Here is a 26,716-nt window from a genome sequence, read left to right as displayed (position 1 = left end):
CACAGCCCTTCGAGATGCCCCGCAGCTCTTCGACGTGCCCCGCCGGAGACGCTGCGCGATGCTCGGACCATGGCCCTCGTGCCGAGCAAGGACCCCCAGCTGGTGCTGCTGCGCCACGGCGAGACGGAGTGGAGCGCGAGCGGCCAGCACACCGGCCGCACCGACATCCCGCTCACGCCGGCGGGCGAGGAGCAGGCCCGCACGGCCGGCCGCGCGCTCGCCGGCATCCCCTTCACCGTCGTGTACACGTCACCGCTGGAGCGCGCTCGGCGCACCGCCGAGCTCGCGGGGCACCCGGACGCCACCGTCGACCCCGACCTCGCCGAGTGGGACTACGGACCCGTCGACGGCCGCTCCAGCGCAGACGTCTCCGACCTCGTCGGCCACGACTTCCAGATCTTCGACGACGGCGTGCACCTGCTGCCGCCCGACCCGGAGTACGGCGAGGGCCGCGAGGGCGAGCTGCTCGAGGACGTGGCCGCCCGCGCACGGCGCTTCGTCGAGCGCGCCGACGCCACCCTGAGCGACGGCGGCAACGTCCTGGCCGTGGCCCACGGGCACCTGCTGCGGGTGCTGGCCACGGCGTGGCTCGGCATCGACCCCCGCTTCGGGTCCCGGCTCGAGCTCGGCACCGCGGCGATCTGCCAGCTCGGCTACGGGCATGCCCTGCGGACCATCGAGGGCTGGAACCTGCCGCCGCACGTCTGACCGGCGTGCCACCGGCCGGCGCGGTTCTGGCACCATGTCCGGCATGGCGCTGAACGAGGACCACCTCATCGACGGCGAGCACGTCGTCCTGGAACTGCACGAGCACGCGAAGGCCCTGATCTGGCCGTTCCTGCTCCTGGTGCTCCTGCTGGTCGCCGCGGCGTTCTCGTTCGTCGTCCCGGTCAACGACCTTGCCCGCTGGATCGTGCTCGGCCTGCTCGCCGTCGTCGCGATCGTGTGGGTGTTCGTGCCGTGGCTGAAGTGGCGCACCACGTCGTGGACCGTCACCACCAAGCGCATCGCCATGCGGTCCGGGATCGTCACGCGCGTGGGCCGCGACATCCCGCTGTACCGGATCAACGACATCGCGCTCGAGAAGGACCTCGTGGACCGGCTGCTCGGCTGCGGCACCCTGCAGGTCTCCGACGCCACCGAGAAGGCGGGCATGGTGCTGCGCGACGTGCCGCACGTCGAGCAGGTGCACGTCCAGCTGCAGGAACTGCTGCACGCTGCCGACGACGGCTCAGACGACGGCGAGTGGCCGCCCGCCGAGCCGTCGCGCGGCCGCCGGCGCTGAGCTAGCCCTAGCCGCCCGTGGTCTCGACGAGCGCCCCGTCCGCCGAGTCGTCCGGGCGGTACACGCGGCGCCACCCGTTCTGCCCTCGTCCCCCGTACCGCGGGCGAGCCAGCATGATCCAGGCGCAGGCCGCGCCCATCGGGACCATGGTCAGCGCGATGACGACGATGCCGTCCAGCGAACCGCCCTCGCCCGCGGTCAGGGTCGTCGCGGTCAGCAAGGACAGCACCATGTTGTTGCCCGCGTGGGCGAGGCTCGACGTCCAGACCGTCCCCGAACGCAGGCGCAGCCAGGTCAGCAGGATCTCCTGGAGCACGAAGGAGGCCGTCCACACCGCCAGGCCCAGGAGCACGTGCGAGAACTCGATGTACCCGAGGAACGCCAACGGGTAGTGCCACACCGCCCAGATCAGTCCGGTCAGCAGCGTGGACGCCCAGGGCCGGTGCGGCACCAGCCGCAGCCGCAGGTACGAGGTCCAGCCGAACTCCTCGCCGCAGTACAGCGGGGTGAGGACGAGGACGAGCGCCTGAAGGCCCACGACCGTCACCCACCAGGGGGTGCCGCTCCCGTCGAACATGCTCGACGACGGGGCCCAGAGGCCGAGCACCGCGGCGGTGGCCAGGGTCCCGGCGGTGAGCGCGAGCGGCCCCCACCAGGCGATCAGGTAATGCGGCCAGGCCGTGCGCCACCGCGGCCCGAGCCCGGCGTCGGCGAAGCCCTCGCGAGTGATCCACCGCCTCACGACGACGGCCGCCACGGCCGGGGCGAAGGCGAACGGGAGCTGGACGAGCGGGTCCACCACGGACCAGCCCAGGACGAGCCGTGCGACGAGCACGTACCCCCATGCCGGGACGAAGGCGAGCACCAGGAACCAGACGAGTCCGCGGGTCCGGGAGGAAGAGCGAGGGGGCGAGGGCATGGGGCGACTCGGTCCTTTCTGGAGAGGAGGCTGGTGGGATCGATCGTCGCGTCGACGGGCGCGCCGGGAATCCCGAGCGGGAGCGAAGTTTCTTCGCCCGAACGAGGGGGGCCGCACCTCCCTCCCCTGGGGGAGGTACCGCCGGTGGTCGACCGCGAGACTTGGCGCGTGCCGTCCCTCATCCACCGCCTCTTCGGGCCCGACGCACTCCGCGCCGCGGGCTACACCGTCGGCGGCCTCGCGCCCGCCGTGCTGCCGACTCCGTTCGCCCTCGTCGCCGCGCTCGCAGCCCGGCTGCCTCCGACCGGCCGCCTCCTCGTCTTCGCGGGCGCCTGGGCGGTCCTGGTCGTCGCCCTCGGCCTGATCCCGATCGTGCACGAGGGCTATGTCCGCCTCACCGACCGGCTGCTCGGCACGAGCCTGAGCGCAGTCCGGCGGGCCGGCGGCCGGCAGGTGGGGACGGGCGTGTGGGCCCTCGTGCACGCTGTCGCCGCCTGCCTCGCCTGCGGGGTGTGCTTTCTGCTCGGACTCACCGCTGCCACGCCCCTCCTCGTGTGGCTCGACGGGGGCGGAAGCATGGCGCTCCTCCGCTGGCAGGTGACCGTCCCGACGGGGCCGGCCGGCGCGTGGACGGTCGTGCTGGCGTTGTGCTGCGGCCTCCTCGGCGCCGCCGCGACCGCCGTCCTCGGTGCGGCGCTCCGAGCCTGCGCGCCGCTGCTCCTCGGCCCGCGCCAAGACGACCTCGTCACCGCGGCCGAGCAGCGCGCGGCGGTGCTCGCCGACCGCAACCGCCTGGCGCGGGAGCTGCACGACTCGATCGGGCACACCCTGACCGCGTCGACGATCCAGGCGGCCGTGGCCGGGCGCCTGGTAGACATCGAGCCGGACGCGGCGAAGGCCGCGATGGCGAGCATCGAGCACACCTCACGGGTGGCCCTGGAGGACCTTGATCACGCGCTCGGGCTGCTGCGAGACGAATCAGCCTCTCCGCGTCGCCCGCAGAGGACGCTCGCCGACCTCCCGGAGCTCCTCGACCACGTGCGGCGGACCGGGACAGCAGTGCGGGCCGAGCTCGAGCCCGACGAGGTGTCCATCCCGGCGACGGTCTCGAAAGAGGCGTACCGGATCGTCCAGGAAGGGCTGACGAACGCGATGCGTCACGCGAGAGGGGCACCGGTTCGGGTGACGGTCCGAGTGACGGCCGCCGCGTCGGGCGGGCAGCTGGAGATCGAGGTGGCGAACCCGATACCGGCACGGGCCGGCCGGCCCGGACACTCCGGGGCGGGGCGGCAGGAGCACGCGCGGCACGGAGGCGGGCACGGGTTGCCCGGCGTGGCGGACCGTGTGCGCACTCTGCGGGGAGTGGTGAGCTTCCGCCCGGCCGACGGCCCGGACGGACCGGAGTGGCGCTTGTCGGCCTGCCTGCCCCTGTCGACGGGGCGGGGGTGAGGGCGTGCGCGTGCTGATCGTGGACGACGAGGAGCTCACTCGGAGGGGGTTGCGGGCGCTGTTGTCGTTGGAGCCCGACATCGAGGTGGTGGGGGAGGCCGCGGACGGCGCGGAAGTCGTGCCGTCGGTTCTGGAGCTCCGCCCGGACGTGGTCCTGATGGACGTGCGGATGCCGGTGATGGACGGGATCGCGGCGACAGTCGCGCTTCGTGATGCCGCGCTGCGCGAGGCGGCGCTGTACCAGGACGCGCCGGAGCCGCCGAAGGTCGTCGTGGTGACGACGTTCGAGAACGACGAGTACGTCTACGACGCGCTGCGCGCGGGCGCGGACGGGTTCCTGCTGAAGCGGGCGCCGGCGGAGCGGATCGCGGCGGCCCTGCGGCTCGTGGCCTCCGGGGACAGCCTGTTGTTTCCCGAGGCAGTCCGCCGTCTGGCGCAGGCCCGCCCCACCACGACGGGGATCATTCCGGAGGGGACGTTGACGACAAGGGAGCTGGACGTGCTGCGACTCATGGCGGGCGGGCTGTCCAACCAGGACATCGGCGCTCGGTTGTACGTGACCGTGGAGACCGTGAAGACCCACGTGGGGAACGTCCTGACCAAGCTCCGTGCGACCAACCGGACGCAGGCAGTGGTCATGGCCTATGAGTCGGGCCTCGTGGCGCCCGGGGGAACCCGGTAGCGCATTGCCGTGCCGCAGCACTCGTGGCCTGCTCAAAACATTGCCTGCTCAAAACATGGCCTGATCATTGGCCTGATCAGAACATGGCCTGCTCAGAAACTCGCGGCCTGCTCAGAACGGCGGCGACGTGCCCTCGTCAGCGCCGTCGACCGCGTCGGGACGTCCGGCGGTTGGGATCTGGTCGGGCGGGATCTGGTCGGGCGGGATCTGGTCGCGCGGGATCTGGTCAGGTGGCCCGTGGACCGCGGGCGGCCGGTCGTGCCGGTGCCCCGTCGGCGCAGTCCAGCGGGTCATGCCGGACGCGGAGTCACGGTCGACCCGCCAGCCGCCGCTGGTCTTGGCCCGATGGTGCGTGCGGCACAGGGCGTGCAGGTTGGCACCGTGCGTCTGTGGCCCTTCGGCAGTCGGGTCGAATGGGTCGACATGATCGAGGTCGGAGGATGCCGCGGGCACCCGGCAGCCCGGGAACGTACACGTGACGTCCCGCGCGACGACGGCCGCGCGCAGCGCCTCGCTCGGGCGGTACGACCGCGACGACACGTCAGTCAGCACGCCGCTCGCCGGGTCGGTGAAGATGCGCTGCCACACGGTGTCCGGGTCGCTGGCCAGCGCCCGCGCCATCGGGGCCGGGATCGGCCCGTGACCCGCGAGGATCGCCGGCAGGTCGTCCGAGCCCAGCAAGGTCGACGCCGCCACCGTCACCCGCACGGCGCCGCGGCGCGATCCGCGAGGTCGCCCGGCCGCAACCCCGGCGCCGCCGCTCTCTTCACCCGCGGTGGCCCCACAGCCCGCAATGGACGCACCGCACGCGGTCGCCCCACCGCCCATCGTGACCCCGCCGCCCGTTGTGCCTGCACCGGTCGGGCCCACCCCCACTGAGCCGAGGCGCCCGCTGACGAGCCCGACCAGCGCATCGGCCCGGCACTCGTCCAGCCGTCGCTCCTCCCCCGGCGCCCGGCGCATCGCCAGGGCGACGTCGTCGACGGTGGCGAACACGCGGGCGGCGTCGTCCGCGGGCAGGTAGGCGGTGAGGTACGCCATCGCGTCGTCCACGGGCTCGAGCCGGACGAACCGTTCGGCGCGCGCCGCGCGGTGCCGCTCGTTTGCGCCCTCCGGATCCGTCGCGATCTCGGCGCGGCGCATCCGCTCCCGGAGCTGCGGGGCGGTGAGGTGCTCGGCGTCGGGCAGCACCGTGGCGATCGCCTCACGGCGCCGGTCGTCGGGGAGCCGCCCGGTGGAGACCAGGACCTCGGCCTTGCGCCGGTCGACGACGCCCGCCGCGAGGGCATCCGCCACCTCCGGCAGCCGCGCCGTCCCGTGCGCCACCGTGACGAGCTGCGCGCCCGCGTGCCGGGTCAGGCCGAGCCGCGCCGCCACCGCGTCGGCCACGAACTCGTGCCGCGACGACCCGCGGGTGCGCTCCAGCATCTCGGCGAGCACGCGCGCCGATCCCGCCTGCGCCCACGCGGAGATCCGCTCCCAGGCGGCGAGCACCTCCAGGATCGTGAAGTCGTCCAGGTCCGCCTCGCTCAGCGACGCCAGCGTCCTCGCGAGGTCCGGGCCGGGGAGCGCCGCGTCCAGCAGCGCCAGCAGCGGGCGGCCGGTCTCGACCACGCCCGGCGCGGCAGCACCATCGCGCGCCAGCGCGCCCAGCGCGGCAGCGCGGTCGCGCGGCGTCGCGCCAGGCACGTCCGCAGCGGGACGCGCCGACACCGCGACACTCTGCCTACCCTGACCGCGATCACCGTGCTGGCCGCTGCGCGCCCGGTCACGGACGGCCTCCGCGACCCGGTCGCGGGCCGCTTCGCCGACCTGGTCACCGCCGGCGTCGTCACGGCCGTGGCCCACCGTGTGCCACCTGACGGCGACCGGCGCCCAGCGGAGATCCGTCGCTCCGGCACCACGGCGCTCCGTGCGATCGCCCTCGGCCACGCCTGCGACGCCTGCGCCTGCACGTGCACCCACGCCAGTGAGCGCGAGTTCGACGAGCGACGCGCCTACCGCCGTGACGGACGGTACGCGCGACGTGTTCGGCTCCGGCGCGACCGGGGCACGGGTCGCGCCGGAGCCGTGTGCCCGAGAACGACGGCTACCGGCCGCGTGGGCGGACGCTGCCACTTCGTCGTCTTCGAACATGTGTTCGAGCGTAGCCGTTCGACACCCACCCCACAAGGGCAGATCCGCGGGCTGTTGACGGTCAGATCAGGCCGTCCTCGCGCAGTACGCGCTCGGCCACCGCGAACGCGCTGTTCGCGCTCGGCACGGAGCAGTAGACGGCGGTCTGCAGCAGGACCTCGCCGATCTCGTCCACCGTGAGCCCGTTGCGGACGGCCGCCCGCACGTGCATCGCCAGCTCGTTCTCGTGCCCGCCCGCCACGAGCGCGGTCAGTGTGATCATCGAGCGACTGCGTCGGTCGAGCCCGGGGCGCGTCCAGATCTCCCCCCACGCGTAGCGGGTGATCAGGTCTTGGAAGTCGGCCGTGAACGACGTCGTCCCGACCACCGCCCGGTCCACGTGCGCGTCGCCCAGGACCGCTCGCCGCGCCGTCATCCCGGCAGCATGCCGCGGATCGTCGTTCGCCGCCAAGCCGTCGCCCCTCGGATCGTCGTTCGCCGCCGGATCGTCGTTCGCCGCCGGATCGTCGTTCGCCGCCGGATCGTCGTTCGCCGCCGGATCGTCGTCCCGCGGGCCCTCGCGCCGCGCCACGTCGCCGTCCCGCCGACCGTCGTCCTGCCTCATCACTGCGTCCCCTCGGCCATGAGCTCGCGCACCAAGGTCGCGGTGCGGCCGGGCCACTCGGCGGGCGCGAGGTGCGCCGCCTCGTGGATCACGACGAGCCTCCCGTGGCGCACCCCCTCCGCCACCTCCGCGACGACGTCGGGCGGCGTCGCCGGGTCGTCGGCACCCGCGACGGCGAGCACCGGCGTGCCGATCTCGGCGAGCCGGTCGCGCACGTCGAACCGGGCCAGCGCCCCGCACACGGCGGCGTAGCCGAACCGGTCCGCGGACTGCAGCGACGCGAGCAGCCGCGTGCCCACCTCGGGCTCGCGCTCGAGGAAACCCGGCGCGAACCAGCGCCCCGCGGCGGCGGAGACCTGCGTCGGCGTGCCTGCCGCTGCCACCAGCTCCCCCCGGTCGTGCCAGGGCCCGGGCTCACCAAACCGGGCCGCGGTGCAGCACAGCAGCGCCCCGCGCACCCGCTCGGGCGCGTCGAGCAGCAGCTGCTGGCCCACCGCCGCGCCCGCCGAGACGCCCGCGTACCAGAACGGCGAGCCCGGGTCGCCGCGCTCGGCCTGCGCCCGGTCGACGAGCGCCAGTACCTCGGCGGCCAGGTCCTCGATCGTCAGGTTCCCGAGCGCCAGGCCCCCAAGGGCCACGTCCCCAAGAGCCACGTCCCCGAGCGACCCCGGCGCCACCGCGGGCGACGTGCCGTGGCCGGGCAGGTCCCACCCGAGCAGATCCAGCTGGTCGTCCAGCAGCGGCACGACGTCGTGCCACACCGCCGACACCGACGTACCCAGCGACGGGCCGAGTACCAGCAGCGGCCGGGTCGCGTCGCGCAGCGCGAGGGCGACCGCGCCCAGCTCGGGCCGGGTCACTCGTCGCCTCCACCCGCACCTGCAGTGCCCCCGTACCGGGCGAGCACCCGGTCGACGACGGCGGTCGCCGCCCCGACGTCCCAGCCGGGCCCATCCTCGCCCGCGCTCGTGCCCGCGTCCCCGGGACCGTCGTCGTCCCGGCCACCGGGCAGGTACTCCCGCAGATTTCGAGCGACGGCGTCCAGGTCCACCTCGAGGCCCGCGAGCAGCTCGGCCGCGGCGTGCGACGCCGCCACGGCGTGCCGGGCGAGCTGCTGCAGCGCGGGCCACTCGGCGTGCCAGGCGCCGTCGGGCCGCTCGTCCACGGCCTGGCCGGAACTGCCGACGACCTGCGCCGCCAGCAACGGGGCCGCGAGCGCCGACCGGCGCACCAGCACTGACAGCACCGGGTTGCGCTTGTGCGCCATGGCCGTCGACGTGCCCCGGCCAGGCGCGGCCGGCTCGCGCAGCTCGCCCACCTCGGCGCGGGAGCCGACCAGGATGTCGGCCGCGACCGTCCCCAGCGCGGCGCACACCTCGGCGAGGGCGTCGGACACGCGGACCATCGGGAAGCGCGTCACGTGCCAGGGTCCTGCGGTGACGGGCAGGCCCAGCTCCGCGGCCCACGCGTCGACGAGCTCGGCGGCCCGGGACGCGGCGGGCTCGAGCTGCGGCGTGGTCTCGACAGGCTCGACCGACGAAACCGGCTCGAGCAGCGACGTGGTCTCGACAGGCTCGAGCGGCGGCGTGGTCTCGACAGGCTCGACCGGCGACACAGGCTCGACCGACGACACAGGCTCGACGAGCGCCACGGTGCCCGCAAGTGTTCCCGCCGCGCCGCCGTATGCGAGCGGCAGCGCGCGGGCGGCGGCGGCGAGCCGCTCGCGGGCCTCTGCCACGGCCTGCAGCCAGCCGGCACCGCGGGCGCCGAGCGTCGTGGGCACGGCGGGCTGGGTGAGCGTCCGGGCCAGGGCTGGGACGTCGCGGTACCGACGCGCGAGCCCCGCCGCCGCGTCGACGGCACGCCCGAGCCCCGCGTCGGTGGCGCGCGCGGCGTCGCGCAGCACGACGACGAGCGCGGTGTCGAGCACGTCCTGCGACGTGAGCCCGGCGTGCACCGCCCCGACGACCTGCGCCACCGGCGTCCCGCTCTGCACCGCCGCGCCGCACCCGGCCTCGACGGCGGCGCGCAGCCGGGCGAGCAGCGGGATGACGGGGTTGCCGCCCGCGGCCGCGTCCCGCGCGACGTCGGTCGCCAGCGCGAGCGCGGCGGCGTCGTCGGCGGCCAGGGCGACGACCGCCCGGTCGACGACGGTCCCCACCGCAGCCGGGACGACACCGCAGCGCACCTGGGCTCGCACCCACGCCGCCTCGGCGGCGAGCATCGCCCGCAGCACCGCGACGTCGTCGGTGACGGCGGCTGGCGACCCCCGGCCGAGGTCCGCGCCCGGGGTGAGCAGGCCGACGTCAGGCACGGGGGGTCCCGACACGTGGATCCTGAGCCTGTCGAGACCTGGTTTCGACAGGCTCGACCGGCGGAGCGGAAGGCACCCCGTTCAGCGCCGCGCCGCTCGGGTCACGCAGGTCGAGCGGGTCCGACGGCGGGCCGGGCGCGACGCCGCGGACGACGCCGTGCACGTGGTCGGGCACGGGCTCGGGCACGTCGTGACCCGTGCCCCGGCGGGAGCTGGTGTCGGAAGAGATGTCGAGGAACACCGTCTCCCCCTCCCCCTGCAGCCGGATGTCGTGCCGCAACGAGCCGTCGGGCTCGTGCGTCGCGACGAGCGTCGCACGACGGTCCGGCTCCAGCCCGGCGAGGAACGGGTCGGCCGCGAGCGACGCGGCGGCTTCCGGGGAGTCGCCGGGCAGGTAGATCCGCGTGAACAGCCGGTCGGTGAGGCCGCGGGCGAAGACGGCCATGGCGATGACGGCGGCGTGGTCGGGCGCGGTCGGGCCGGGCTCGAGCGTGCGGAACCAGTACCCGCCCTCGCGGTCGGTGGCGGCGCGGCCCCAGCCGGTGAACGTGCCGTCGCGCAGCACGGAGCCGCTGCGCCGCACGACGGCACCGCTCGGGTCGGCGTGCCAGATCTCCAGCATGGCGTCGGGCACGGGTCGACCTGCGCCGTCGAGCACCCGCCCGTGCAGCCGCACCGCGCCGGGAGTGCCGGGCTCGACCAGCTCGTGGCCGTGCTCGTACGGCAGCGCGAAGCCGAAGAACGGGCCCACGGTCTGGCCGGGGGTCGGGCGCAGCTGCGGCATGCCCGTCGTGCTCCGCGCGCGGCCGGATCGCGTCTCGTCACTCATGGTCGTCCTCCGGCCTCGTCGTCGTCGTCCCCTGGCTCGGTCCAGGTGCGCCCCGCCCCGGACAGCACGATGTCCCACCGATAGCCGGTGGACCACTCGTGCGACGTGAGCGCGTGGTCGTAGACGGCGACGAGCCGATCGCGGGCCTGCGGGTCACGGATCGACTGGTAGATGGGGTCGAGGGCGAACAGCGGGTCGCCCGGGAAGTACATCTGCGTCACGGTGCGCTGCGTGAAGTCCGTGCCGAACAGGGAGAAGTGGATGTGCGCGGGCCGCCAGGCGTTCACGTGGTTCTTCCACGGGTACGGGCCCGGTTTGATGGTGGTGAAGCGGTACCAGCCGTCGTCGTCGGTGAGGGCGCGGCCCACGCCCGTGAAGTTCGGGTCGATCGGAGCGGGGTGCTGGTCGCGCTTGTGGATGTAGCGCCCGCCCGCGTTGGCCTGCCAGATCTCGACGAGCTGGCGGCGCACGGGCCTGCCCGCGCCGTCGAGCACGCGGCCCGCGACGACCATGCGCTCGCCGATCGGCTCGCCGCTGTGCGCCGCGGTGAGGTCGGCCTCGAGGGGGCCGATGTCGCGCTCGCCGAAGACGGGCGAGAGCAGCTCGATCGTCTCCGGGTCGGCGTGCCGCAGGTCCTTGGTGGGGTGCCGCAGCAGCGAGCTGCGGTACGGCGCGAAGTCGCGACGCGGCCCGGTCTCCTCGGGCGCGCCGTCAGCACGGGGCTCGGCTGTACGGGGCTCGGCGCGGGCGTCCCGATACTCCTGGTGGCTCGCGCGGATCTCGGTGGACAGGTCGGTCTGGCTCTCGCTCACATCGCTCCTTCGGTCATGATCTGTCCCCAGCCGGTGTACCCCTCGGCGAGGAGGCGTCGCCCGGCGTCCGACGCGACGAGCGTGCGCAGCTCGGCGAGCCGGCGCCGGTGCTCGAAGCCGGACTCGCCGGGGTGCGTGTGCAGCATCCGGCTCATCCACGCGGAGAAGTGCTGTGCCCGCCAGACGCGCTCGGACACGCGGCGGCCGTACTCGTCGAGCAGGGCGTCGTCCCTCGCCGCGCCGCCCGAGCGGGACAGCCACCGGCTGAGTACGTCGTGCAGCACGACGACGTCGGCGAGCGCGAGGTTGAGCCCCTTGGCGCCGGTGGGCGGCACGGTGTGCGCGGCGTCGCCGGCGAGCAGCAGGCGGCCGTGCCGCACCGGCTCGACGACGGACGACCGGAACCGCAGCACCGAGCGCTCCTGGACGGGACCCTCGGCGAGGCGGAAGCCGTCCGGGCCGGCGACCCGGCGCTGCAGCTCGGCCCAGATGCGGTCGTCGCCCCACCCGGCGGGGTCCTCGTCCGGGTCGCACTGGAAGTACAGGCGCTGATGGGTCTCGGTGCGCTGGCTGATGAGCGCGAACCCGTGCTCCGACGCCGTGTACACCAGCTCGGGGGCGCTGCGCGGCGCCTCGACGATGACGCCGAACCAGGCATACGGGTACTCGTGCACGTAGTGCCGGCGCACGTCCTCGGGCAGGGAGTGGCGGCAGGCCGAGTGCGAGCCGTCGGCGCCGACGAGCACGTCGCACCGCAGCTCGTGCTCGCGGCCCTCGGCGTCGGTCCACCGCACCCCGGGGGCGTCGGTATGGATGTCGAGCACCTCGGTGACCGTGGCCTGCCAGCGCACGTCGCCGCCGTCGGCCGCGCGGCGGTCGGCGAGGTCGGTGAACACCTCCGTCTGCGGGTACAGCCAGACGGCGCTGCCGGTGAGGCCGTGCAGGTCGATGCGGTGGCTCTCGCCGTCGAACCGCAGCGCGATGCCGTCGTGCCGGTCGCCCTCGCGCAGCACCCGGTCCAGTCCGGCGTCGACCAGCGTGGACACCGAGCTCGCCTCGAGGATGCCCGCGCGGGTGGTCCGGTAGATCTCGTCGCGGGTGCGCGACTCGAGGACGACGTGCTCGATGCCCGACGTGTGCAGCAGGTGCGACAGCAGCAGCCCCGCCGGGCCGCCGCCCACGATCGCGACGGGGGTGCGCTCGACCTCCACCTGACTGGTCATGCCTCGCCCCCCAGGGTCAGTCCGAGCAGGTCCTCGAGCTCCGTGTGCCCGATGCCGAAGCGCTCCACGACCGTCGCACCGTCGGGGCCGACGTCGAGCACCGCGCGGTCCGCGTAGACCCGCGAGACGCATCCGACGCCCGTGAGCGGCAGCGTGCACTCCTCGACCAGCTTGGGCGCGGCGTTCTTGGTCAGCAGGGTCATCATCACGACCGTGCGCCGGGCGCCGACGGCGAGATCCATGGCGCCGCCGACGGCGGGGACGGCGTCGGGCGCACCGGTGGACCAGTTGGCCAGGTCGCCGCGCACGGACACCTGGAACGCACCGAGCACGCAGACGTCGATGTGGCCGCCGCGCATCATCGCGAACGAGTCGGCCTGGTGAAAATATGACGCCCCGTTCAGCTCCGTGACCGGCACCTTGCCCGCGTTGATGAGCTCGGGGTCCACGTCCTCGGGGGCGGGGGCCGGGCCCATGCCGAGCATGCCGTTCTCGGTGTGCAGCGTGATGCCCGAGCCGGCCGGCAGGTGCTCGGCGACGAGCGTCGGCAGCCCGATGCCGAGGTTCACGTACGAGCCGGGCGCGATGTCGGCGGCGACGCGCGCCGCGATCTGCTCACGGGTGAGCGGGCCGGTGGCAGGCGAGGCCATCATGCCGACACCCCCGCGATCGCGGTCTCGCTCCTGAGGGCGACGACGGCCTCCACGTAGATGCCGGGCGTCACGACCGCCTCCGGGTCGAGCGCGCCCGCGGGCACGACGTCGCGCACCTGGGCGACGGTCCGCGCGGCCGCGGTGGCCATCACCGGGCCGAAGTTGCGCGCCGTGCGGCGGTAGACGAGGTTGCCGACCGTGTCCGCGCGGTGCGCCTTGACCAGCGCGACGTCGGCGCGGATCGGTGTCTCCAGCACCATCGGGGAGCCGTCAAGCACCCGCGTCTCCTTGCCCTCGGCGAGCGGCGTGCCGTAGCCGGTGGGCGTGAAGAACGCGCCGATGCCCGCGCCGGCCGCCCGGATCCGCTCGGCGAGGTTGCCCTGCGGCACCAGCTCCAGCTCGATGCGCCCGGACCGGTACGCGGCGTCGAAGTGCCACGAGTCCACCTGACGCGGGAACGAGCACACGATCCGGCGCACCCGGCCGTCGCGCACCAGCCGGGCGAGCGCGTCGTCGCCGTTGCCGGCGTTGTTCGACACCACGACGAGGTCTGCGGCGTCCGAGGCGAGCAGCGCCTCGATGAGCTCGACCGGCTGCCCGGCGGGGCCGAACCCGCCGATCATCACGGTCGCGCCGTCCGGCACGTCCCCCAGCGCCTCGAGCGCGGTCTCCGCGACGCGCGTCATGCACTCTCCCCCCGGTCGTGGCCCGCGGCCGGGGCCACGTTCTCCAGCACGACGGCGGTGCCCTGGCCGACGCCGATGCACAGCGCCGCGACACCCCACCGCGCGCCCGACGCCTGCAGCCGCCGCGCCAGCGTGCCGAGCACGCGTGTGCCGGACGCACCCAGCGGGTGCCCGAGGGCGACCGCGCCGCCCCACGCATTAAGAATCCCCGCGTTGAGGATCCCCACGCCGTCGTCGTCGAGCTCCACGTCGATGCCCCACGCGTCGGCGCACGCGAGCGCCTGCGCGGCGAACGCTTCGTTGAGCTCGACGGCGCCCACGTCGTCCCAGGTGATCCCGGAGCGCTCCAGCGCGCGGTTCACGGCCTCGACGGGCGCGAACCCGAAGTACTGCGGCTCCCCGGCGACGGTCGCCCGGCCGGCGATGCGCGCGAGCGGCTCGAGGCCCGTGAGCGCCGCGGCCCGCTCAGACCCGATGAGCGCCGCCGACGCGCCGTCCGACAGCGGGGACGCGTTGCCGGCAGTCACCGTGCCGTCCGCCGTGTCGTCGGCAGAACCACGGAACGACGGGGCGAGCGCCGCCAGCTTCTCGAGGGACGTGTCCGGGCGGATCGCTTCGTCGCGGCGCAGGTCCGTCCCGGGGTACTGGGCCACCAGGTCGTCGTAGCGCCCGGCCTCCCAGGCGCGGGCGGCGAGAACCTGGCTGCGCAGCGCGAACGCGTCCTGCCGCTCGCGGGAGATGCCGTGCTTCTCGCGCAGCCGCTCGGTGGCCTCCCCCAGGGAGACCGTCCAGTCGGGCTCCATGCGCGGGTTCACGAGCCGCCAGCCCAGCGTGGTGGACACGAGTGCGGCGTCCCCGGCGGGGAACGCCCGCGCGGGCTTGGGCAGCACCCACGGCGCGCGGGACATCGACTCGACACCACCCGCCACCACGACGTCTGCGTCGCCGGTCTCCACGGCCCGCGCGGCCTGCACCGCCGCCTCCAAGGACGACCCGCACAGCCGGTTCACCGTGGCGCCCGGCACGCTCAGCGGTAGCCCGGCCAGCAGCACGGCCATGCGCGCGACGTCGCGGTTCTCCTCCCCCGCGCCGTTCGCGTTGCCGAGGATCACGTCGTCGATCGCCGCCGGGTCGAGGCCCGGGGCGCGGCGTACCTGCTCGCCGACGACGAACCCGGCGAGGTCGTCGGGGCGCGCGCCCGCGAGCGCCCCGCCGTACCGGGCGAACGGCGTCCGCACGGCGTCGTACACGTACGCGTCCTGTGTCACCGGAGCCTCATCAGGTCGTCCTCGATCCGCTTCGCCGCCGCCAGCAGCGGCGGCACGATGTCGTCGCGGATCTCGGCCACGTCGCCGCGCCGCACCGGGGCGGAGGCGTTGACGGCGGCCACGACATTCCCGCCCGCGTCGTGCAGCGGGGCCGCGACCGACCGCAGCCCGTCCTCCAGCTCCTGGTCCACGATGGCCCACCCCTGGTCGCGTACCCGGGCCAGCTCCGTGCGCAGGGCCGCGGCGCTGGTCACGGTGCGGGCGGTGAGCGCGGGCAGCTCCGCGGCGGCGAGGAACGACTCCCGCTCGTCGTCCGGCACGTGCGCGAGGATCGCGCGGCCCATCGACGTCGCGAACGCCGGGAAGCGGGTGCCCACCCGGATGGCGGCCGACATGATCCGGTGCGTCGCGACGCGCGCCACGTAGACGATGTCCGTGCCGTCGAGCACCGCGACCGACGACGACTCGCCGACCTCCTGCGACAGCTGCTCCAGGTGCGGCGCAGCGACCTCGGGCAGCGTGAGGCTGGACAGGTAGGCGTAGCCGAGGTCGAGGACGGCGGGCCGCAGCGTGAACTCCCGTCCGTTCGAGCGCACGTACCCGAGCTCGACGAGCGTGTGCAGGAACCGCCGCGCCGACGCCCGGCTCAGCCCGGTGACGCGGGCGACGTCGCTCAGCGTGAGGGCCGGCCGCTCCGCGCCGAACGCGCGGATCACCGCCAGCCCGCGGTCGAGGGACTGCACGAACTCGCCGGACCGGGCCGGGTTCTCGCCGGCAGCCTCGTCCACGCTCTCGTCCACGCTCTCGTCCACGCTCTCGTCCACGCTCTCGTCCACGGCCTCAGCCGGCATGGGTCAGCCTCGCGTCCGCCAGGGAGCGCACGCCCTGCTTCGCCTGCTGCACCAGCTCGTAGACGTGGGTGCGCAGCCGCGCGAACTCCGGGGCCCCGCGGGTCTCGAGCTGGTCGCGCTCGGGGCCGAGGCCCACCCGAACGTCCTCGAGGATCACGGTCGGGCGCGCGGAGAGCACGAGTACGCGCTCGCCGAGGTAGATGGCCTCGTCGATGTCGTGCGTGACGAAGACGACCGTCACCCCCAGCCGCTTCCACAGGGCCCGCACCAGGTCCTCGAGCTCGAAGCGTGTCTGGGCGTCGACGGCGGCGAACGGCTCGTCCATGAGCAGCACCTGCGGCTCGTACGCCGCGGCCCGGGCGATCGCCACCCGCTGCTGCATGCCGCCCGAGAGCTGCCACGGGTAGGAGCGGCCCACGTCCGCGAGGCCCACCGCCTCCAGCGCCTCGGCGACCAGCCGCGCCCGCTCCGCGCGGGCCACGCCCTTCTCCTTGAGCGGCAGCTCGACGTTCTGCGCCACCGTCATCCACGGGAACAGCGAGCGCCCGTACTCCTGCAGCACCACCGCCATCCCGGTCGGCGGCCCGGTGACGGGCGACCCGGCGAGCTCGACCTCGCCCGACGTCGCCGGCATCAGCCCGGCGAGGCAGCGCAGCAGCGTCGTCTTGCCCGCCCCGGACGGTCCCACCACGCACACGAACTCGCCGTCGTCGACCTGGAACGACAGTTCGGCGATCGCCTCGACGGGCTCGCCGCGCCCGGCATAGACCTTGTTCAGGCCGCGGACGTCGAGCATCGAGCTGGACGGGGTGGACGGGGTGGACGGGGTGGACGGGGTGGACGGGGTGGACGGGGTGGTCATCTAGGCACCTCCACGTTGGGACCGCAGGTACCCGTGGTACCAGGCGAGGACCGCGGCGGTCGCGATCCGGAAGACGAAGGACAGGAGCACCCCGAGCAGGCCGAGCATGATGACGCCGCTCCACATCTCGGGGATGGCGAAGCTGCGCTGGAACTGGACCACGGAGAAGCCGAGGCCGTCGCGCGCGGCGAACATCTCGCTGATCACCATGAGGATGATCGCGATCGACAGCGCCTGTCGGGCACCGGTGACGATCTGCGGGCTGGCGCCCGGCAGCATGAGCCGGCGAATGCGACCCCACCGCCCGAAGCGGAAGGCGCGCGCGGTGTCCTTGAGCACCGGGTCGAGCCCGCGCACCCCCTCGACCGTGTTGAGGAGGATGGGCCACAGCGCACCGGTCGCGATGACGAACACCCGCATCGACGTGCCCACCCCGAGGAAGAGCATGAGCACGGGCACCATGACGGGCGGCGGGATGGCCCGGAAGAACTCCAGCACCGGCTCTGCGAGCTCGCGCAGCGGCCGAATCGCGCCGATGAGCAGCCCCAGCGTCACCCCGACCACCAGGGCGACGGCGTACCCGGCGAGGAGGCGGCCGAGGCTCGGTAGGATGTCCTGCACGAAGCGGGTGTCCGCGAACGTGTCCCCGGAGAACCACGTGGGCCCGATCGTCGCGAAGATCTCCGACAGCGGCGGGTTGTAGGGCGAGACGCTGTTCGCCGTCACCGCCCACCACAGGGCGAGCAGCACCAGCGGCAGACCCACCGCCAGCAGCAGCGAGCGGAGGGCGCTCGTGACCGTACTCATGCGATCCCCCTCTCGCACGATCGCTGCGGTGCCTCGCTCCGGCACACCTCGTGCCTCGGCGTACCTCTGCGGGGGCTCCTCGCGCTCATGCCATGACCTCCCCACGCACCGACGGGTGCCAGAACAGGGCCCGGTGCTCCAGCGCGCGGGCCAGCAGGTTGACCGCCACGCCCAGCAGGCCCGTCACCACGACCAGCGCGTACATGGACGGCACGGCCCCGGACTCGCGGGCGACGGCGAGCAGCTTGCCGATGCCGGGCGTGCCGATGAGCATCTCGCCGGTGACGGTGAGGATGAGCGCCACCGCGGCACCCAGCCGCAGTCCCGTCATCACGTACGGCAGCGCCGTCGGCCACACGAGGGTGCGCACCCGGGCGAGCACCGAGAACCGGTACGACCGGGCGGTGTCGCTCGCGACCGGGTCCACGTCCTGCACGCCCGCGAGCACCTGCACCAGCACCTGCCAGAACGACGCGTACACCACCAGCAGCAGCGTGGCCTGCATGCCCGTGCCCCACAGCAGCACCGCGATCGGGATGAGCGCCACGGACGGCACCGGCCGCAGGAACTCGATCGTCGACGCGGTGACCGCGCGCAGGAACGGGACCATACCGATGACCACGCCGAGCACGACGCCCGCGACGACGCTGATCGCGAGGCCGGTGATCCACGTGACCAGCGTGTCGCCCAGGGCCACCCAGAACTCCGGCGTCTGCACGCGCTCCACCAGCGCGGCGAGGATCATCGTCGTCGTCGGCAGGAAGTCCGGGTTCACCAGGCCCGTGGCCGGCAGCAGCTGCACCAGCACGAGGAGCGCGACGACACCCGCCATGCCGAGCAGCGCCGGTCGAAGACTCGCCGGACGGTGGCCGGTCAGGCGCGGCGCGGCCGCCGTCATGGCATCAGCGCCGAGACGTCGACCGGCTCGTCGAACATGCCGTACTCGAGGCCCAGGTCGGCGAGCAGTTGCACCTGCGCCTCGTCGAGCTCGGCGGTGAAGCGGGGCATCACCATGGCGTCCTTCACCGCCGGTTCGATCTCGGTGTACGAGTCGAGCACGGCGCGCGTCTCGTCCGGGTTCTCCTCGGCGAACGTCAGCGACTTCTCCAGCGCGGCGGTGAACGCGTCCACAGTCTCCGGGTCGTCGGCGATCTGCTGGTCGGAGGTGAAGTAGGCGGCGATGAGCAGGTTCGGGTCGGTCTCCGCGAAGTTCCACACCACGGGCTCGGCCCCGGACTGCAGCGCGCGGGTGAGGTGCGGCTCGAGGATCCACGCCGCGTCGACCTGGCCGCTCTCCACCGCGGCGGGCATGTCGGGGAAGCCCATCTCGACGAACTCGACGGCGGTCGGGTCGCCGCCCGCGTCGTCCACCACCTTGCGCACCGTGGTGTCGCCGATGTTGTTGAGCGTGTTGACGGCGACCGTCTTGCCCGCGAGGTCCGCGGCCGTCTCGATCCCGGAGTCCGGCAGCGCGACGACGGCGGCGAAGTCCTTGCCCGGCTCGCCGGTCGTGAGGTTCCCGGGGGCGACGATCTTCAGGGGCAGGCCCTGCTGCGAGGCGAGCAGGAGGGACGTGACGTTGCTGAACCCGAACTGGTACTCGCCGCTCTGCACGGCGGGCACGATCGCGGCGCCGCCCTGCGCCAGCTCGAGCGTGATGTCGAGGCCCTCGTCCTCGAAGAACCCCTGCTCGACGCCCAGGTAGATGGGCGCGACGTCCACGATGGGGATGACGCCCACGGTGACGGGCGTGAGCTCGCCGTCGCCCGACGCGGTGGGGTCGGGATCCCCCGACGAACCGCCGCACGCGGCGAGGGCGAAGGCGGACGCCGCGGCGACCGCGGCGGGGACGACGCGGCGCACAGCGCTCCTCATCGGCCCAGCGATCGACATCGGACCGGCGATCGACTTCGGACCCACGCTCTTCCTTGGCACGGTGTTCTCCTTTGAATGGTCCGACCGGATCGACGGACCGTCATTGGTCCGTTCTCCGAACGAGTGTGCTGAGAGTGAACATAGTGGGCGCCGGTCGGGCCGGTCAACGGTCCCCGCGGCGACCGTGAGCGCGCGACGCGACCGCCCCTTGCCCCTGAGCCGCACCGCCCCGTTCACGCACCCGGAGGATGCGGTTCCCCCGCCGGGGGGAGGCCGGGGCGCCGGCCGCGGCGGGAACGTGGAGCCAACCCACCGAGGAGGCACCACGATGACCACCAGGTTCATCCCCCACGACGGCCCCGCACGCGAGGTCCCGACCCCCGGGCCCGCCCCGGGGAATCGAGGTTCTCGGCCACCGGGCAGGTCGCTCGGCGCCGCCGCGCTCGGCACGTCGGCCGCGACGGCCGCGCTGCTCGGGTTCTTCGCCGCGCGGCCCGACGTCGACCCGTTCCGCGAGGCGGACAACACCCTCGGACACTCCCTCCTGCCCGGCCTGCCGCTCACCTGGCTGCTGCTCGCGGTGGCTCTGTTCGGCACCGCGACGGCCGCGGTCCTGCTGGCCACCGGGCGGCAGCCCTGGCGGGCGGTCACGCCGGTCGCCCTCGTCCAGGTCGCCGCGTTCGGGTTTTTCGCCCAGGGCTCCGGGACGCTCAGCGTCGCCGGCTACCTCGTCGCCCTCGCCGTGCCGGTCCTTGCGGTGTGGGCGGGGACGCAGATCTTCCGGACGCATCCCGCGTGGCGGCTCCCGCTGCTGCTCGCGGCGGTGGCCGCCGTGGTGGGGGTCGTCGTCGCGCGCGACGCGTTCGCCACCTGGCTCGCCGGCATCACGACCGGGTTCGCGCGCGAGCGCTGGAGTCTCGTCGCAGTGCTCCTCCCGCTCGCGACGGCGTCCGCCTGGGCCGGGCTCGTCCTCGTCGGCGCCTGGCGGCGGGGTTCGCTGCAGCGAGCCACCGCCTGGGTGACGCGCCACCGCCGACTCTTCACCATCGTCGCGGCACTCGGCCCGCTGCCGTACGCGCTCGCCCGGCTCACCTGGCTGACCCCATGGCCGCAGCTCGCGGGCCCCGGGGAGGAGCTCACCCTCGCCGTGCGGATCCAGGGCCTGTCGCTCTCGTCGGGAGCCTGGCTCGGCATCGTCCTCACGCTCGGCCTGATCCTGCCGTGGGGCGAACGGCTCCCCCGGTGGTTCGGGCGGCGGGCGGGGTGGCCCGTGCCGCCGGCGGCCGCGATCGTCCCCGGCGGGATCGTCGCCGTCATGCTCTGCGGCGCGGCGGTCCCGATGCTCCTCATGATGGGCGGCACCGCGGCGCTGTACTTCCCCGCGTGGTTCTGGGGGCCGGCGCTCGCACTCGCCGTCTGGGGCTACGCCGGGCGCCGGTACGGCGTCGGCACCGGGAAGGCCGACCCGGACGAGCCCGGCGCCGCCGGGGTCAGCGCACCAGCGCCTTCTCGGCCCGCTCCCGCATCTCGTCGCTGAGCCGCAGCTCGCCGACGTCGTGGGCGACCAGCAGCGCCTTCGCGACGTCGGCGAGCTCGGGCGCGCCGTCGAGCCGGTTGAACGCCCCGAACCAGTCCGTGAGGGTGACTCCGTGGGCGGGCCGGTGCACGACCTCCACGGCGTCGCCGGCGCCCAGGTCGCCGTTCTCGACCACGCGTAGGTAGGCGCCGGTCCGGTTCGCCTGGGTGAACCGGCGCACCCAGCGCGGCGGCGAGCCGAGGCGGCGGGCGAACGTCTGGCACGGCGTGCGGGGCTGCGTCACCTCGAGGAGGGACGAGCCCACGCGCCACTGCTCGCCGACGACGGCGCGGCTCACCTCGAGCCCGCGCGTGCGCAGGTTCTCGCCGAACAGTCCCGGCGTCACCTCGTACCCGAGGTCCGCCCCCCAGGCCTCGGCGTCCTCCTGGGAGTAGGCGTAGACCGCCTGGTCGAGGCCGCCGTGGTCGGCGCGGTCGGCCTGCACGTCGGCGTACAGCCCGTACGGGCGGGCCTTCACCCGGCCGTCGACGGGGCGCTTGTCGATGGCGGTGACGCCGACCGTGCCCGCATCGGGCAGGAGGGCGAACACGCGGCAGACGGCGAGGAGCTCGGGCACGGGACCATCGTCTCAGGCCCGGCTCGGTCGACGACAGCAGGGCACACCGCCGCCGTTCGCCTACGGTGGTCCCGTGAGCGAACGCACCGACCTACCCCACGTCGTCGTCGTCGGTGGAGGGTTCGGCGGGCTCGCCGCCGTGAAGGCCCTCGCCGGCGCTCCCGTCCGCGTCACGCTGATCGACCGCCGCGTCTACAACACGTTCCAGCCCCTGCTCTACCAGGTAGCGACCGGCGGGCTCAGCCCGGGCGACGTCACCTACTGGCTGCGCGGACTGCGCCTGAAGCAGAAGAACGTGCGGGTGCTGCACGAGCACCTGGTGGGCATCGACCACGACGCGCGCCGGATCCGCCTCGCCAACGACGAGACGGTCCCGTTCGACTACCTGGTGCTCGCCAACGGCGTGACCGTGAACTTCTTCGGGACGCCGGGCGCCAAGGAGAACGCGGTCGGGATGTACTCCCGCTCCCAGGCCCTGCGGATCCGCGACCAGCTGTTCATCCGGCTCGAGCGGTCGGCGTTCACCCCCGGGTCGGACGACGGGCTGCGCGTCGTCGTGGTGGGCGGCGGCGCCACCGGCGTCGAGGTCGCCGGTGCACTGGCCGAGCTGCGCACCGCCGGGCTCGCCCCCGCCTACCCGGAGATCCGCGGCGACGCCTTCGAGGTGACGGTCGTGCAGCGCGGCACCGAGGTGCTCAAGTCGTTCCACCCGAGCCTGCGCGAGTACGCGGCGAAGGAGCTGGAGCACCGCGGCGTCCGGCTGCACCTGGGCGCCGGCGTGGCCGAGGTGCAGCCCGACGCGGTCGTCCTCACCGACGGCACGCGCATCCGCTCCGACCTGACGGTCTGGTCGGCGGGCGTCGCGCCCCACCCGGAGGTGGACGACTGGGACCTGCCACGCCGCGACGGCGGTCGCATCGCCGTCGCCGCCGACCTCCAGGTCGAGGGACGGCCGGGCGTCTTCGCCGTCGGCGACATCGCGGAGCCGCCCGAGTGGCTGCCCCAGCTCGCGCAGCCCGCGATCCAGGGTGGTCAGCACGCCGCGCGGAACATCCTTGCGCTGTTCGCGGGTCGCCCGACGACGCAGGTGCGCTACCACGACAAGGGCACGATGGCGGTGGTCGGGCGTCGTGCGGCCGTCGCCGAGCTGACCCTGCCGGGCACCTCCAAGGCGCTGCGGCTCACGGCGGGGCGCGCCTGGTTGGTGTGGCTCTTCGTGCACATCATGTCGCTCGTCGGGCCCCGTAACCGCGTCACGACGCTCGCCGGCCTCCTGACCCGGTACGGCTTCCCGTTCCACCGCCGGCCGATCCCGATCGTCGGCGACGTCCCGACCGTCCGGCCGCCGAAGACCGCCGGTTGAGCGTGTCGAGACCGCACCCGGCGGTTGAGCTTGCGCCGTCCTGAGCCTGTCGAACGGTGGCTGTCCCCTGACCGACCGCGGGCTTCCTCGCTCCGTCCCCGCCACCGAGCGTGACGTCGCCTCGGTCCTCGAGGACGACCGGGAAGCTCTACGGCTCGCGGGCGAGAAGCCCCCGTACGTCCTGGCCCCGCACCCGATGGGCGGGCTCGAGGCCCTGTACCGGGCGCAGACCCACCCGGACGAGGTCGCCGGCATCGTCGGCCTCGACATGGCCGTGCCGCACTACGACTCGCTCGACAACGCGGCCACCGTGCAGGCGGGCACGGTCCCGGACGTGCCGATGCCCCTGTTCGTCTCCGACGGCACGGAGATCGGCGACTTCTGGGTCCCGGCGAGCACGCAGTTCGCCGCCGAGGCCGGAGCCCGGCTCGTCCAGCTGGACGTCGGTCACGACGTGTTCCAGCACGAGCCGGACCTCGTCGCGCAGAAGACGACGGCGTTCATGAAGACGCACTTCGAGTAGCCGGAGGTGCGTGCGCCTCGGCCGCTCACGTCGTCATTTCATCTCGTCGCGACGTCCCGCCGCCGGAAGCCGACGAACGCGAGCACGAACAGCACCGCGGCCACGGCGGCCAGCCCGCCGACGTGCGCCCAGTCGACGTCCTCGGTGAGCGGGTCGGGCACCCAGAAGAACGGCGAGATCCGGCGGGCCCAGTCGGGCAGCCCGAACAGGTCGGCGAACAGCGCCACCAGGATCGTGTACTCGAGCAGCAGCCACACCAGGGAGGTGGCCTTGGGCGCCCACGCGAACAGCGCCGCGGCCAGCCCGACGAACACCGCGAGCGCCGGCAGGTACAGCAGACCCGCCTCGGTGGCCTGGCCGAAAGTCACGTCCTCGGAGCCGGCGACGGCGGCGCCGGCGGCCAGCGCGAGGATGCCGGTGACCAGCACCACGAGGGTCCCGGCCGACGTGACGGCGACCTGGGCCCCGAGCCAGCGGCCCCGGGAGACCGGCGTCGCCAGGGCGAGCTCGGCGTGCCCCGCGTCCTCCTCCGTCTTGGCGCGCAGGGCCGCGACGATGCCGTAGGCGGCGGCGCCCAGCGCGGCGTACAGGACGATGATGCCGACGAAGGCCTTGGTCACCTCGCCGTCGCCCAGGACGCTCGCATAGACCGGGTTGTCCGCGAGCGACGCGGTCATCGACGACACCTGGTTGACGATCGTGCCCGTCGCGAACCACATGAGCGCGAGGCCGAGCGCCGTCCACAGCAGGGCCATGCGCTGCTGCGCCCACACGAGCGCGGACGGGCTGCGCAGGCGCGCCAGGGCGTCGGCGCGGCCGGGGCGGTCGGCGACGAGCCCGGCGCCGAAGTCGCGTCGGGACGCGAGGGACGACGCGACGAGCAGCAGCGCGACGATGGCGACGGCGCCGAGGGCGGCCGGCCACCAGCGCAGGTCCACGAAGGCCCGCATCTGCTGCGCCCACGCGATGGGCGACAGCCAGGAGACCCAGCTGCCGTGCGCCTCCTGCATGTCGCCGATGGTGCGCAGCGTGAACGCGGCGCCGAGCGCGGCGAACGAGATCCCGCTGGCCCCGCGCGAGTGCTCCGTGACCTGGGCCGCGACCAGCGCGATGGCGCCGAACGTCATGGCGCTCATCGCCACGCCGAGCGACAGCGCGACCGAGTCGACGGCCTCCAGGCCGTTGCCGACCAGCACCGCGGCGGACAGGGCGGCGACCACCAGGTTGACGAGCAGCACCACGACCAGCGCCGCGACCACCGTCGCGTGCCGCCCGACGGCCGCCGCCCGCACCAGCTCGGACCGGCTGGACTCCTCCTCCGCGCGGGTGTGCCGCACCACCTGGAGGATGCTCATGACGGCGAGCGCGAGCACCATCCACAGCACGAGCTCGTTGGAGACCGCCGCCCCGACCGTGTAGTCGTCGGTGCCGTAGCCGGGCCCGGTCATCGACACCATGGCCGGCGTCTGGACCAGCGCGGCGCGCGCCTGCATCCCGGCCGGGTCGTCCGCCATCGTCGTGTACTCGGCGATGGAGGCCACGTAGAGCGCCGGGACGGCGAGCGCCCACACGAGCAGGCGCACCCGGTCGCGGCGCAGGATGAACCGCACCAGGCTCCAGGTCCCCGTGAGCGTGGTGCCGCCGCCGCCGGCGCGCGCGGCGGCGGGCCGGGCCGCGCGCGGGGGCGCGGCGGCGACGGCGCTCATCGCGCACCTGCCGTGCTGCCGGAGACGGCGGCGTGCTTGCCCGCGCCGTCCCCGCCGTCCCGGCCGCCTGTGGGCACGCCGTCGGCGGCGAGCTCGTCGCCGTAGTGCCGCATGAACAGCTCCTCCAGCGACGGCGGCGCGGCGGTGAACGCGTGCACGCCGAGGGCGCTGATCGCGGGCAGGAGCGTGCCCATCGTGGCGTTGTCGACGTCGAAGGTCACGCGGGTCCCGGCAGCGTCCGTCGTGGTCGCGAGGTCGTGCACGCCGGGCAGGGACGCGATCGGGGCCGGGTCGCGGTCGACGACGGCGGTGACGCTGGACCGGGTGAGGTGGCGCAGCTCGTCGAGCGTGCCGGACTCCACCGCGCGGCCGCTGCGGATGATCGTGATCGTGTCGCAGACCTTTTCCACCTCGCTGAGGATGTGGCTGCTGAGCAGCACCGACGTGCCCGCGGCCTTGGCCTCGCGCACGTACTCGGTGAACACGGCCTCCATGAGCGGGTCGAGGCCGGACGTCGGCTCGTCGAGCACGAGCAGGTCGACCTCGGTGACCAGGGCCGCGACGAGCGCGACCTTCTGCCGGTTGCCCTTGGAGTACGTGCGCGCCTTCTTGGTGGGATCGAGCTCGAACCGCTCCAGCAGCTCGGCCTTGCGCCGCCTGTCCGGCGTGCCGCGCAGGCGGGCGAGGTAGTCGATCGCCTCGCCGCCCGTGAGGTTCGGCCACAGGGACACGTCGCCCGGCACGTAGGCCAGGCGGCGGTGCAGCGCGACGGCGTCGCGCCACGGGTCGCCGCCCAGCAGGCGGGCGCTGCCGGACGTCGGGCGCAACAGGCCGAGCAGCACCCGGATGGTGGTGGACTTCCCGGCGCCGTTCGGCCCCAGGAAGCCGGCCACCTGGCCCGCCTCGACCGTCAGGTCCAGGCCGTCGAGGGCCTGGACGGAGCCGAAGGACTTGCGCAGGTCGTGGATCTCGATCGCCGGCGCAGACTGCGTGGTGGTCATGGTTCCTCTTCGTGGGACGGGTCCTCGTGGGACGTGTCGTCGTGGTGCATGAGCTGGAGGTAGTCGTCGAGCATGCGGGGCGTGGTGAGGAAGCCCTCGGTGAAGAGCTCGAGCATCGGCAGGTAGAGATCTGCGATGAAGCGCCGCACGGCGGCCGAGATGTCCTCGGGGTCGGACGGCGGGTCGAACGTGACCGACAGCATCAGGGCGCCGAGGGAGGAGTACACGAGGTAGCGCACTCGTGCCCGCTCGTCCCGGCTGGGCTTCACGATGCCGTCGGCGACGGCCTCGGAGGTGTACTGCTCCGCGTCGTCGACCATGTGCTCGACGAACGCCCGGCCCACGGCGCCGCCGCCCTGCAGCGACCGCAGCACGTAGCCCACCAGGGGCGCCATCTCGTCCGTCCGAGCGAGCACCTCCAACAGCTGGCCGCCGGTGGCCTTGCCCATGTTCTCCCGCTTGGTCTCCACGATCCAGGCGAGCACGCGCTCGTCGCACGCCGCGCGGAGCTTGTCCTTGGAGCCGAAGTGGTGGATGACGAGGGCCGGGCTCACCCCGGCGTCCGTCGCGATGGCACGGACCGACGCCCCGAAGCCCGAGCGCGCGAAGCGCAGCACCGCGGCGTCGAGGATCCGGGCACGAGCGCTGCCGTCGGACGGCACGAACGCGGCGTCGGGGACCTCGGGAGCAGGCTGGGCTGAACGCATGTTCAACA

General features: G+C 74.1%; 27 protein-coding genes. 7 read left to right on the top strand and 20 right to left on the bottom strand.

The genetic code is table 11. The features are described 5' to 3' along the window. Positions 1-69: 69 nt before the first annotated feature. Complete coding sequence (locus tag AC1C2W_RS15070; protein WP_495390075.1) at positions 70-708, top strand: histidine phosphatase family protein; 639 nt, start codon at positions 70-72, stop codon at positions 706-708. 43 nt (positions 709-751) lie between these two features. Continuing rightward, a complete protein-coding gene (locus tag AC1C2W_RS15065; RefSeq protein ID WP_495413541.1) occupies positions 752-1,285 on the top strand; it encodes a PH domain-containing protein in 534 nt (177 codons plus the stop codon). A gap of 7 nt (positions 1,286-1,292) precedes the next feature. Here AC1C2W_RS15065 and AC1C2W_RS15060 read toward each other — a convergent pair whose 3' ends face one another. Then, complete coding sequence (locus AC1C2W_RS15060) at positions 1,293-2,204, bottom strand: CPBP family intramembrane glutamic endopeptidase (protein ID WP_495413540.1); 912 nt, start codon at positions 2,202-2,204, stop codon at positions 1,293-1,295. Positions 2,205-2,372: 168 nt separating this feature from the next. Here AC1C2W_RS15060 and AC1C2W_RS15055 point away from each other — a divergent pair, with 168 nt between their 5' ends. Both AC1C2W_RS15055 and AC1C2W_RS15050 read left to right on the top strand, forming a co-directional pair. After that, complete coding sequence (locus AC1C2W_RS15055; protein ID WP_495413539.1) at positions 2,373-3,653, top strand: sensor histidine kinase; 1,281 nt, start codon at positions 2,373-2,375, stop codon at positions 3,651-3,653. Positions 3,654-3,657: 4 nt separating this feature from the next. Continuing rightward, positions 3,658-4,335 (top strand): response regulator, encoded by a 678-nt coding sequence (locus tag AC1C2W_RS15050; protein WP_495390071.1) that lies wholly within the window; start codon positions 3,658-3,660, stop codon positions 4,333-4,335. 111 nt (positions 4,336-4,446) lie between these two features. Here AC1C2W_RS15050 and AC1C2W_RS15045 read toward each other — a convergent pair whose 3' ends face one another. The 15 genes from AC1C2W_RS15045 to AC1C2W_RS14975 form a co-directional block, all read right to left on the bottom strand. After that, positions 4,447-6,048, bottom strand: coding sequence for an HNH endonuclease signature motif containing protein (locus AC1C2W_RS15045; protein ID WP_495413538.1), 1,602 nt, complete (start codon positions 6,046-6,048; stop codon positions 4,447-4,449). 484 nt (positions 6,049-6,532) lie between these two features. After that, positions 6,533-6,922, bottom strand: coding sequence for a 4-carboxymuconolactone decarboxylase (pcaC, locus tag AC1C2W_RS15040; RefSeq protein ID WP_495413595.1), 390 nt, complete (start codon positions 6,920-6,922; stop codon positions 6,533-6,535). 152 nt (positions 6,923-7,074) lie between these two features. Then, entirely contained in the window at positions 7,075-7,935 is an 861-nt protein-coding gene (locus tag AC1C2W_RS15035; RefSeq protein ID WP_495390069.1) for an alpha/beta fold hydrolase, read from the bottom strand. Beyond that, on the bottom strand, positions 7,932-9,404 hold the full coding sequence (locus AC1C2W_RS15030; protein WP_495413537.1) for a lyase family protein: 1,473 nt from the start codon (positions 9,402-9,404) through the stop codon (positions 7,932-7,934). Before AC1C2W_RS15030 ends, AC1C2W_RS15035 begins: the two co-directional genes overlap by 4 nt. Next, complete coding sequence (pcaG, locus tag AC1C2W_RS15025; protein ID WP_495413536.1) at positions 9,382-10,218, bottom strand: protocatechuate 3,4-dioxygenase subunit alpha; 837 nt, start codon at positions 10,216-10,218, stop codon at positions 9,382-9,384. Before pcaG ends, AC1C2W_RS15030 begins: the two co-directional genes overlap by 23 nt. Continuing rightward, positions 10,215-11,030, bottom strand: a complete 816-nt coding sequence (gene pcaH, locus AC1C2W_RS15020) for a protocatechuate 3,4-dioxygenase subunit beta (protein WP_495390066.1) — start codon at positions 11,028-11,030, stop codon at positions 10,215-10,217. Before pcaH ends, pcaG begins: the two co-directional genes overlap by 4 nt. After that, positions 11,027-12,253: a 4-hydroxybenzoate 3-monooxygenase gene (locus tag AC1C2W_RS15015; protein ID WP_495413535.1), complete on the bottom strand. Its 1,227-nt coding sequence runs from the start codon at positions 12,251-12,253 to the stop codon at positions 11,027-11,029. The genes pcaH and AC1C2W_RS15015 overlap by 4 nt, the downstream gene beginning before the upstream one ends. After that, the gene (locus AC1C2W_RS15010; RefSeq protein ID WP_495413534.1) at positions 12,250-12,906 is read right to left on the bottom strand and encodes a 3-oxoacid CoA-transferase subunit B; all 657 of its coding nucleotides are present in this window, start codon (positions 12,904-12,906) and stop codon (positions 12,250-12,252) included. The genes AC1C2W_RS15015 and AC1C2W_RS15010 overlap by 4 nt, the downstream gene beginning before the upstream one ends. Further along, entirely contained in the window at positions 12,903-13,592 is a 690-nt protein-coding gene (locus AC1C2W_RS15005) for a 3-oxoacid CoA-transferase subunit A (protein ID WP_495413533.1), read from the bottom strand. The genes AC1C2W_RS15010 and AC1C2W_RS15005 overlap by 4 nt, the downstream gene beginning before the upstream one ends. Next, entirely contained in the window at positions 13,589-14,860 is a 1,272-nt protein-coding gene (locus AC1C2W_RS15000) for a thiolase family protein (RefSeq protein ID WP_495390062.1), read from the bottom strand. Before AC1C2W_RS15000 ends, AC1C2W_RS15005 begins: the two co-directional genes overlap by 4 nt. After that, on the bottom strand, positions 14,857-15,711 hold the full coding sequence (locus tag AC1C2W_RS14995) for an IclR family transcriptional regulator domain-containing protein (protein WP_495413532.1): 855 nt from the start codon (positions 15,709-15,711) through the stop codon (positions 14,857-14,859). Before AC1C2W_RS14995 ends, AC1C2W_RS15000 begins: the two co-directional genes overlap by 4 nt. Further along, positions 15,701-16,507: an ABC transporter ATP-binding protein gene (locus AC1C2W_RS14990; RefSeq protein WP_495413594.1), complete on the bottom strand. Its 807-nt coding sequence runs from the start codon at positions 16,505-16,507 to the stop codon at positions 15,701-15,703. Before AC1C2W_RS14990 ends, AC1C2W_RS14995 begins: the two co-directional genes overlap by 11 nt. 66 nt (positions 16,508-16,573) lie before the next feature. Further along, positions 16,574-17,380, bottom strand: a complete 807-nt coding sequence (locus tag AC1C2W_RS14985; RefSeq protein WP_495390059.1) for an ABC transporter permease — start codon at positions 17,378-17,380, stop codon at positions 16,574-16,576. Positions 17,381-17,465: 85 nt separating this feature from the next. Continuing rightward, complete coding sequence (locus AC1C2W_RS14980) at positions 17,466-18,278, bottom strand: ABC transporter permease (protein WP_495390058.1); 813 nt, start codon at positions 18,276-18,278, stop codon at positions 17,466-17,468. Then, the gene (locus AC1C2W_RS14975) at positions 18,275-19,243 is read right to left on the bottom strand and encodes an ABC transporter substrate-binding protein (RefSeq protein ID WP_495390057.1); all 969 of its coding nucleotides are present in this window, start codon (positions 19,241-19,243) and stop codon (positions 18,275-18,277) included. The genes AC1C2W_RS14980 and AC1C2W_RS14975 overlap by 4 nt, the downstream gene beginning before the upstream one ends. A gap of 340 nt (positions 19,244-19,583) precedes the next feature. Here AC1C2W_RS14975 and AC1C2W_RS14970 point away from each other — a divergent pair, with 340 nt between their 5' ends. Beyond that, positions 19,584-20,792 carry a hypothetical protein gene (locus tag AC1C2W_RS14970; protein WP_495413531.1) on the top strand — a complete coding sequence of 403 codons (1,209 nt, stop codon included), beginning with the start codon at positions 19,584-19,586 and terminating at the stop codon, positions 20,790-20,792. On the opposite strand, the gene AC1C2W_RS14965 is transcribed toward AC1C2W_RS14970, so the two are convergent. Continuing rightward, positions 20,746-21,408: an MOSC domain-containing protein gene (locus AC1C2W_RS14965; protein ID WP_495413530.1), complete on the bottom strand. Its 663-nt coding sequence runs from the start codon at positions 21,406-21,408 to the stop codon at positions 20,746-20,748. The two genes, AC1C2W_RS14970 and AC1C2W_RS14965, sit on opposite strands and share 47 nt — an antisense overlap. Positions 21,409-21,481: 73 nt before the next feature. Here AC1C2W_RS14965 and AC1C2W_RS14960 point away from each other — a divergent pair, with 73 nt between their 5' ends. Both AC1C2W_RS14960 and AC1C2W_RS14955 read left to right on the top strand, forming a co-directional pair. After that, a complete protein-coding gene (locus AC1C2W_RS14960; RefSeq protein WP_495413529.1) occupies positions 21,482-22,771 on the top strand; it encodes an NAD(P)/FAD-dependent oxidoreductase in 1,290 nt (429 codons plus the stop codon). Positions 22,772-22,967: 196 nt separating this feature from the next. Next, positions 22,968-23,294, top strand: a complete 327-nt coding sequence (locus AC1C2W_RS14955; protein ID WP_495413528.1) for an alpha/beta fold hydrolase — start codon at positions 22,968-22,970, stop codon at positions 23,292-23,294. A gap of 38 nt (positions 23,295-23,332) precedes the next feature. Here AC1C2W_RS14955 and AC1C2W_RS14950 read toward each other — a convergent pair whose 3' ends face one another. From AC1C2W_RS14950 to AC1C2W_RS14940, 3 genes are read right to left on the bottom strand one after another with little or no spacing between them, the layout of a single operon-like run. Next, on the bottom strand, positions 23,333-25,000 hold the full coding sequence (locus tag AC1C2W_RS14950; protein WP_495413527.1) for an ABC transporter permease: 1,668 nt from the start codon (positions 24,998-25,000) through the stop codon (positions 23,333-23,335). Further along, positions 24,997-26,001, bottom strand: coding sequence for an ABC transporter ATP-binding protein (locus AC1C2W_RS14945; RefSeq protein ID WP_495413526.1), 1,005 nt, complete (start codon positions 25,999-26,001; stop codon positions 24,997-24,999). Before AC1C2W_RS14945 ends, AC1C2W_RS14950 begins: the two co-directional genes overlap by 4 nt. Continuing rightward, positions 25,998-26,708: a TetR/AcrR family transcriptional regulator gene (locus AC1C2W_RS14940; protein ID WP_495390045.1), complete on the bottom strand. Its 711-nt coding sequence runs from the start codon at positions 26,706-26,708 to the stop codon at positions 25,998-26,000. Before AC1C2W_RS14940 ends, AC1C2W_RS14945 begins: the two co-directional genes overlap by 4 nt. Positions 26,709-26,716: the final 8 nt, after the last annotated feature.

The sequence above is a fragment of the Isoptericola sp. Y581 genome (assembly GCF_059445475.1).
Note: the sequence above shows the minus strand (reverse complement) of the source record. Positions and strands in the feature narration are given on the sequence as shown.